The organism is Roseomonas sp. TAS13 (assembly GCF_001950415.1).
Taxonomy (GTDB): Bacteria; Pseudomonadota; Alphaproteobacteria; order Acetobacterales; family Acetobacteraceae; genus Roseomonas; species Roseomonas mucosa.
This window is the reverse complement of record NZ_BDLP01000233.1, coordinates 1-6,947: the sequence shown is the minus strand read 5'-3', so window position 1 is coordinate 6,947 and position 6,947 is coordinate 1. Positions and strand designations below refer to the sequence as shown.

Genomic DNA, 6,947 nt, shown 5'->3' with positions numbered 1-6,947 from the left:
GCCGAACCCAGGAACAGGAGGGCCAAAACACCCGCTTGACCCGCGGCCACAGCCCGCGGGACATATCCCCGCACGGGTCAGTTCTCGATGAAAACCCCGGGTCAGTTCTCAGCGAAACTCAACAGCCGCGTCCCTAGTGCCGATCCGGTCCTGGATTCCGTGAGCACGACGACTGCGGCGGCGCCCTCGGACCCGCGCGCAGCGATCGGCCGCGCGCGGGCCGATCTGCGCCTCGCGGCCTCGAAGGCGCAACTGGAGGGCGACCCGCTCGGCCCGGTTCTCGAGGCCTTCGGGGCCAGCCTCGGCGCCATGGGCGAAGTGCTGGACCACGCAGAGTCTAGCCGGCAGCCGCTGGACGCTTCAGCGCAGGCCGAGATGACGCGCCAGCTCGTGAAGGCATGCCGGGCCGACTTCGTGCGCCAGGCCGGCGCGCAGTCCCGGCGTTTGGCCGTGCTGTCGGGCGCCGGGGCGGCGGTGCTGCTGCTGGGCGCGCTGGGCGGCGGCTATCTGTGGGGAAGATCGACGGAGGCGGCGGAAGTGCGCGAGGCCACGGGCATTATCCGCGCCGCGCTGTCGGACGGCTCGGCCTCGGCTCGGGCATGGGCCGACGCCATCCGCCGCAATGACCTTGTAGGCCTCCTGTCGCGCTGCGAAGGGCGGGCGGTTTGGGCCGATGCCGCTGGCCGGCGGGCCTGCGCCGTGCCGCTGTGGCTGGATGAGGCGCCACCGCCGGCGGCGCCGGCGGGGCCACGCTCGTAGTGGCGGCGACTTTCCCACGGGCGATCCGCGGGGTGGGCTCTGCACTCCGCGCCGCTGCCTGGCTGCTGCTCGCCCCGCTGCTCTACCTGGTGCGGGGACCAGCGAGGGTCTTGCTGGCCGTGATGGGCTTCCTGGGCATCGTATGCGCCTTCGCGGGCCTCCTCGGCATCCGCTCCGCACTCGACGCGGGGCAACCGCTCTGGGAGCCGCTTGGCATGATTTGGGGTGGTGGGGCTGTTGGGATGCTCTGCCTTGGGCTGCGCGCGCGCATTTCCCGCATGTGGAATGACTATGACTGACAAGCGCCAAGCTGTCTTGCGTATTACTGCTTTACGCAAGACGGCTTTGCGGTTCTAACCCCGCCCACGGCGCCTGGGCTGGGGCCGTTCCTCTAAGTCATGGCTGGATACCTGCACGCCATGCTTGGCCAGGGCTTCCGCGATCACGCGCCGCTGCGTCGTGCCCTTTTCGATTGCGAAGCGGGCCAGGGCTTCCAAGGTACCTTCCGTCATCCGGACAGACAGGACAGCCGGCTTGTCGTCGCCCTGGCGTTGGGCAATGGCCGGCGGCTGCTGCGGTGCGGCCTCGCCGGCTGCCCGTAGCATCTCGTCAGGGGAAATGGGCGGCGCTGGCCTGGTGCTCTTGAGGCCCTTCAACGGTGCGGCTCCTGTGTCTTTACGGCTTTCGTCTTTACGTCTTGCGCCTTTACGCCATGTAACTTGGCGCTCGGCGTCTTTTTCTTTCCAGCCGCTGAGGGATTGCCCGGCAGCCACCCCAGCTCCCGCAGCTCGTCGACCAGGGCTGCCGCCTCTGCTCCCGCCTTCCCAGCTGGCATCCGCCCTGAGAAGCCCATTTCCCCATAGGCCACTAGGTCAGACAGGGAGGCGGCTAGTTTTGGCAGGGTCGCTGCCTCGGCCGCAGCGTGTTTGGAGAGTGCCGTCGAGGACCGCACGCGGTTGAGAACAACACGGGCAGGTATCTCGCGGCGGGCTGCCGATGCAACGCCGGCCACCAGCTCAACGGTGCGGGCGGCCTCGGTCACGTCGCCCTCCCCCGGCACCATGGGGATCAGCACCCCGTCTGCCGCCGTCATGGCAACGGTCGCGGCACGGTTGCCGAAGCCAGCTGTGTCCACCACTACCACCTCAGCCTCCTGGGCCATCCGATGGATCAAATGGGCCAGCTTCGCCTCGTCCGGTTCGTGGTGGCAGACAAAGGCGGCTCCCTCGTAGAGCCTGGATGCCCATCGGGACAGGCCGGCAGTCGGGTCGGCATCGAGCACGGCAACGCTCACCCCCCGCGCCGCGAGGGTGCCCGCGATGATCTGGGACAGCGTTGTCTTGCCTGGCCCACCCTTTGAGCTGGCAACAGTGATGATCGACATGGTGGCTCCAACCGCATGACGCCGTGCGTCAAGTTAGCAAGCGTCAATACGGCTTGACTACAACGTACGTCGCCATGCGTAAAGCGTATTACGTCTGTACACTTGGCGCTGGACACCTCAGTAGGGCCTTCCCCATCCGAGGGCATCGTGGTTGTTTAGTTCTTTAATTTATAAACCACCATGAATGTTCTCCAGGATCCCAGTATGTCAGACAGCTCTAGCCCCGACGCCAAGGCCACTGGCACCCCGGTCAAGCGCCGCCCTGGCCGCCCGGCCGGCGGTGACATGGCGCAACTGACGCTCCGTATTCCGCGCGCGCACCTGCTCGCCCTCACAGAGGAAAGCGCCCGTCGTTCGATGGAGACGGGCCGCAATGTCACGCCGCAAGCCATCATCGCAGGCATGATCGCGGCCAGCATTGCCACCAAGAACGAGAGCACACCGGCGGCGTAGAACCCTACGCCGCCGCAACAGACAAGGTCACGGACCCGTTACCATATAAATGAATTTTTTAATTTAAAAACGTTGACCGGTGGATTGGGTCGGGGTAATGTTCCTCTCAGCCGAGGCGCTTCGCTTCGGCGGTTAGAGCAAGGCGCTCCGCATGACGTTCTTCCGTTCTTCTCGTTCCTTCGGTTCCACCCGCGCCGCGATGGGCGCTAACCCACTGTCAGACGGGGAGCTAATGCAGCTCGCCCCGTCTGCCTTCGCGACAGAGGCCCATTCCTCCCGCTCCGCGCGCTACGCCTATATCCCGACTGCGGACGTAATCGCGGGTCTGCGACGCGAAGGCTTTGTGCCGGTGCTGGCGCGGCAGACCCGCCCGCGCGACGCCGACCGCAGCGGCCACACCAAGCACCTGATCCGCTTCCGCCACGAGGGTCAGGCAAGCCAGCCGCGTCGCGTCGGCATGACCTTTCCGGAAGTCGTGCTCATCAACTCCCACGATGGGACCAGCGCCTACCACGTCACCGCAGGCGTGTTCCGCCTCGCCTGCCTCAATGGGATGGTGGTGTCGGCCGGGCCGGAACGCTCGGTAAAGGTGCCGCACAAGGGCGACGTAGTGCGCCAAGTGATCGAGGGCAGTTACGAGGTCCTCGGCGCCTCGCGCCAGGCCATTGAGGCCGCTGATGCCTGGGCCAGCGTCGCCCTTAATTGCGAGGAACAGAACATCCTTGCGGAAGCCGCCCGCGTGATCCGCTTCGGAGACGAGGAGGGCAACGTCGCCTCCCCAATTCAGGCGGAACAGTTCCTCACCGCCCGCCGGGCGGCGGACACAGGCGCGGACCTGTGGAGCACCTTTAACCGGGTGCAGGAAAACACCATTCGCGGCGGCCTCCAGGCTTGGGGCAGGGACGGTAACAACCGCCCGCGCCGCATCACCTCGCGCGAGGTTACGGGAATCGACCAGGACGTGAAGCTCAACCGGGCGCTGTGGATGCTGGGCGAGCGCATGGCGGCCCTCAAGAGCGCCGCCTAACCAGTGGGGGCGGGGAGCGATCCCCGCCCTTCCTTCCGCCCTTGCGTGCCACCCCGTCGAAAGCTCCGCACTATGGATTTCCACGCTCTGCCTATCCTGGGCATTTCGCTCGTACTCAATGACGATGCCGGCAACGGCCTGGCGCTCGGCACCAGTTCAGAAGATCCCGCCTACCTCCTTGCCGTGGTCGAGGATGCCGCCGGCCGCGCCATCATCTGCAACCTGATCGACGGTGAGAGCGAGGCGCTGTTGCTGGCCATGCTGACCGAACGCGCGGCCGTGCGCGCCGCCGCGGCGATCCCGCCCTATCGTGCTACACCGGGCGCCGCTGGGGCCTCGTCGTGACCGCGTTAAGGTGGTGCGGGCAGGCTTCGGCCCGCCCTCGCTGCCCCGCTCTGTGCTTCGCCGCTGGCCGCCTCCGGGCGGCCTTCTACGTTGCGGCCGGTGCCGTCGTTGGGTCATTACCGTCCGTATGGCTATGTCCCCATCCCGCTTCGCCGAGTGCCTGGAAACGATCGGCTGGACCAAGCGCGGCCTCGCACGCCGACTGAACGTGGGGCAAGCGGCGGTGCGCCAGATGGCCAACGGGCGGCACGAGATCCGCGACGACTTCGGCGGATGGTTAGAGGGGTTGGCAGCGGTCCATGCGCCGCTGTCGCCCGAGCTACGCGAGTTTTCTGACCAGATGGGGTGCGATAGGGGGGAGTGGGTGCGCTATCCCCGTGGCATACGGCCCCTATCTGACGAGGAGGCGGCGGCGCTGCGCCGCGTCGCGGAAGCGCACGCTGCGATGCCTTGGCCGCCAGGATGGCGGGGCGGCACTGTGAAGGACGATAATACAGACTCGTAATTTGGCCGAACCTGAAAAGATCAGGTGTTGCGCTCCACTCGCCCGGCCGGCTTCGCCGGCCTGCCGTCCTCGATCCATCGATACTACCACGACATCGTAACGATATATCGCTCAGCCCAGACGTGACGCCGGCTCCCCATGTATGGGGACAGTACAGTGCCCATGCCCAAAGTCCGCCAGTGTCTCGATGATACGGCACTCCTCCACGTGGCCGCCCACGCACTGGCTGGCCATCCGCTGCAATTCCGATCGCAGCGCCTCGAGGCGCTTCATCCGGGCGTCCACCTCGGCGATGTGGGCCATGGCGATGGCGTGTGCCGCCGAGCAGTCCGTCCCGGGCCGGTCGGCGAGGTCGAGGAGGGAGCGGATGTGCTCCATGGAGAAGCCGAGTTCCCGGGCATGGCGGATAAAGCCGAGCCGCCGGAGGTGGGCATCCCCGTAGGAGCGGTGCCCGCCCTCGGTTCGGGCGGGAGGAGGCAGCCAGCCCTCGGCCTCGTACCAGCGGATCGTGGTCGCCTTCACGCCGGTCAGCCGCGACAGCTCGCCGATCGTCAGCCTCGCCATGGTATCTCCTCGGTCAGGGCCATCCTGGAGGATATGGGGCCTCGGTGACACCGTACCTCCCTGCTGGCTCCCTGGCCTGCCCTGCAAGGCCGACAGGGGGGTGGGACAAGATGTCCCCCCGTCTCCCGATGACACCGGATTACAGCTGCGTTAGACTTGGGCAGCATGCTCGCCCTGCCGACATCGCTGGCCGCCAGGATCCTTCGCCGAGTGCTCTCGGTGATGATGTGCGCGCTCATGCTCCTGTCTCTGGCGGTCTCGGCGGATGCTGGTGCCCCTACGGTCACGAGTCCGCCCGCGCTGGTCGAGTTGGTTCTCATGGACGCTGGCTCTGGTGACGAACCCCTGCAGCCGGACTCCCTGCCGTGTCACTCAGCCCACCACCTCTGCGGCAAGGTAACCCCGCTCCCGCCGATCCTTGCGGCCGGGGCGCCTGCGGTCGTCCATCCTGAGTTCAAGCCGGTCCCGGTGCCGGACCGGCTGCTGCCCTCCGGCGTGACCGAACTGCCGCCAAGACCACCTCGCGCCTGACGGAACACGCCTTCCTGCTGGTCCGGCCCGCCCATCCCTGAGGGCGGCGGTGCCCGGCCCGTTCGCGGTCCGTCATTCCAGGTACCTCCATGTCATTCAGCACTGCCCGGCTAACGGCGCTCCATGCCGTCATCCCTGAGGCCGCCCTCGCCCAGGGCACCCGGCCACCCGTCGCCTCACCCACCGCCTGCATCGTCCCGGCGGCACCTGGGCTTCCCCGAAGGCTCCCTGGCCTTGGGCCCCGCAGGCGCCCGTTCAGCCATGCTTCCACTCCGACGGCGTCTTCCAACGCAGAATGGCCCTTGAACCTCCAGTCGCTAGAGGCCCTATCTGCCGAGCCATCGACGGGAGATCACCTGGTGGATGGCGCGCGAGACGAAGGACAGAGGCGGCACGTGTCCCTGGAGACACGGGGAGCAAACCGCTCCTGGGCCGCGGCTGGAATCTCGGTGGCCGCCTCCCATCCCGCGGACTTCAGTGGCGCCACGGTGGGTGCCCTGGCCCGGCGGTGCGGGGCGACAATGATGCTCAGCGTTGCCCGGCTCGCGGCGGTTCTCGCCGTCGTCCCGGCCCTGGCCTTCGGACAGGACGCCCGTCCGCCTGTTGCGCCCCTCACCATCCTATCGCCCCAGCAGGCGGTCGAGGCCGCACTCACCGTCTCCCCCGCTCTCCGCGGCGCCGGGGCGGCCCGCCAGGCCGTGCAGGCCGACGCCCTCCAGGCACGGCTCCGGCCCAACCCGGAACTGAGGGGCAGCTTCGAAAACTTCGGCGGCTTCGGTGGCCGCCAGGAGAACCGGGCCTTCCGGACCCTGGAGAGCACGGTCGGCCTCGCCCAGCGCATCGAGCTCGGCGGCAAGCGCTCCGCCCGGATCGATCTTGCTGCCCGCAGCGGCGAGGTCGCCGCGCTCGACTTCACCGGCGTCCGGCTGGAGATCGCCCGGGAGGTGGTGACGGCCCTGGCCACCGCAGAGGCCGCCCGGCGGCTCGTCGGCGTCGAGCGAGAGCGCGCCCGCCTGGCAGCCGAGACGCTCCGGGCCGCTCGCGCCCGGGTCGAGGCAGGCCGGGATCCGTTGCTCCAGGCCGAGCGGGCCGAGGTGGTCCGGGCCACGGCCGACATCGCCGCCGAGCGTGCCCAGCGCGAGGTCGACATCTCCCTAGCCGACCTTGCCGTGCTCATCGGGGTGCCCCGGGTCGAACTCGCCCCTCGCCAGGCTTGGTTCGACGAGATCGGTCCCAATCCCGGCCGCCCGGTTCCAACGGACCCGCTGGCTCGTCTCTCGGGTAGTCCCGAGCTGGCCCGGCTGGAGGCGGCGATCGCCCAGCAGCGGGCGAACCTGACCCTCCAGCGCGCGACCGCCGTGCCTGACGTGACCATCTCC

Annotated in this window: 9 protein-coding genes; 6 read left to right on the top strand and 3 right to left on the bottom strand. The window is 68.2% G+C overall.

Going from position 1 to position 6,947, the window contains the following annotated elements:
* Nucleotides 1-159: 159 nt before the first annotated feature.
* Together ROTAS13_RS16465 and ROTAS13_RS16460 are read left to right on the top strand one after the other, a co-directional pair.
* Nucleotides 160-759, top strand: a complete 600-nt coding sequence (locus tag ROTAS13_RS16465) for a hypothetical protein (RefSeq protein ID WP_075822883.1) — start codon at nt 160-162, stop codon at nt 757-759.
* A 32-nt stretch (nt 760-791) separates the two neighbouring features.
* Nucleotides 792-1,058, top strand: a complete 267-nt coding sequence (locus tag ROTAS13_RS16460) for a hypothetical protein (protein ID WP_139323398.1) — start codon at nt 792-794, stop codon at nt 1,056-1,058.
* Between the two features lie 54 nt (nt 1,059-1,112).
* Here ROTAS13_RS16460 and ROTAS13_RS16455 read toward each other — a convergent pair whose 3' ends face one another.
* Both ROTAS13_RS16455 and ROTAS13_RS16450 read right to left on the bottom strand, forming a co-directional pair.
* Complete coding sequence (locus ROTAS13_RS16455) at nt 1,113-1,415, bottom strand: hypothetical protein (protein WP_075822881.1); 303 nt, start codon at nt 1,413-1,415, stop codon at nt 1,113-1,115.
* Nucleotides 1,412-2,143 carry a ParA family protein gene (locus ROTAS13_RS16450; RefSeq protein ID WP_075822880.1) on the bottom strand — a complete coding sequence of 244 codons (732 nt, stop codon included), beginning with the start codon at nt 2,141-2,143 and terminating at the stop codon, nt 1,412-1,414. The genes ROTAS13_RS16455 and ROTAS13_RS16450 overlap by 4 nt, the downstream gene beginning before the upstream one ends.
* Before the next feature lie 204 nt (nt 2,144-2,347).
* On the opposite strand from ROTAS13_RS16450, the gene ROTAS13_RS26425 reads away from it, so the two are divergent.
* From ROTAS13_RS26425 to ROTAS13_RS16440, 3 genes are all read left to right on the top strand, one after another.
* Nucleotides 2,348-2,596: a hypothetical protein gene (locus ROTAS13_RS26425; RefSeq protein ID WP_126281748.1), complete on the top strand. Its 249-nt coding sequence runs from the start codon at nt 2,348-2,350 to the stop codon at nt 2,594-2,596.
* Between the two features lie 151 nt (nt 2,597-2,747).
* Nucleotides 2,748-3,623, top strand: coding sequence for a DUF932 domain-containing protein (locus ROTAS13_RS16445; protein ID WP_075822879.1), 876 nt, complete (start codon nt 2,748-2,750; stop codon nt 3,621-3,623).
* A 72-nt stretch (nt 3,624-3,695) separates the two neighbouring features.
* Nucleotides 3,696-3,968: a hypothetical protein gene (locus ROTAS13_RS16440; protein ID WP_075822878.1), complete on the top strand. Its 273-nt coding sequence runs from the start codon at nt 3,696-3,698 to the stop codon at nt 3,966-3,968.
* Between the two features lie 616 nt (nt 3,969-4,584).
* Here ROTAS13_RS16440 and ROTAS13_RS16435 read toward each other — a convergent pair.
* The gene (locus ROTAS13_RS16435) at nt 4,585-5,037 is read right to left on the bottom strand and encodes a helix-turn-helix domain-containing protein (protein WP_075822877.1); all 453 of its coding nucleotides are present in this window, start codon (nt 5,035-5,037) and stop codon (nt 4,585-4,587) included.
* Nucleotides 5,038-6,092: 1,055 nt separating this feature from the next.
* Between ROTAS13_RS16435 and ROTAS13_RS16425 the strand changes: the two genes are divergently transcribed.
* On the top strand, nt 6,093-6,947 hold an 855-nt coding region (locus ROTAS13_RS16425; RefSeq protein WP_171979119.1), incomplete at its 3' end, for a TolC family protein.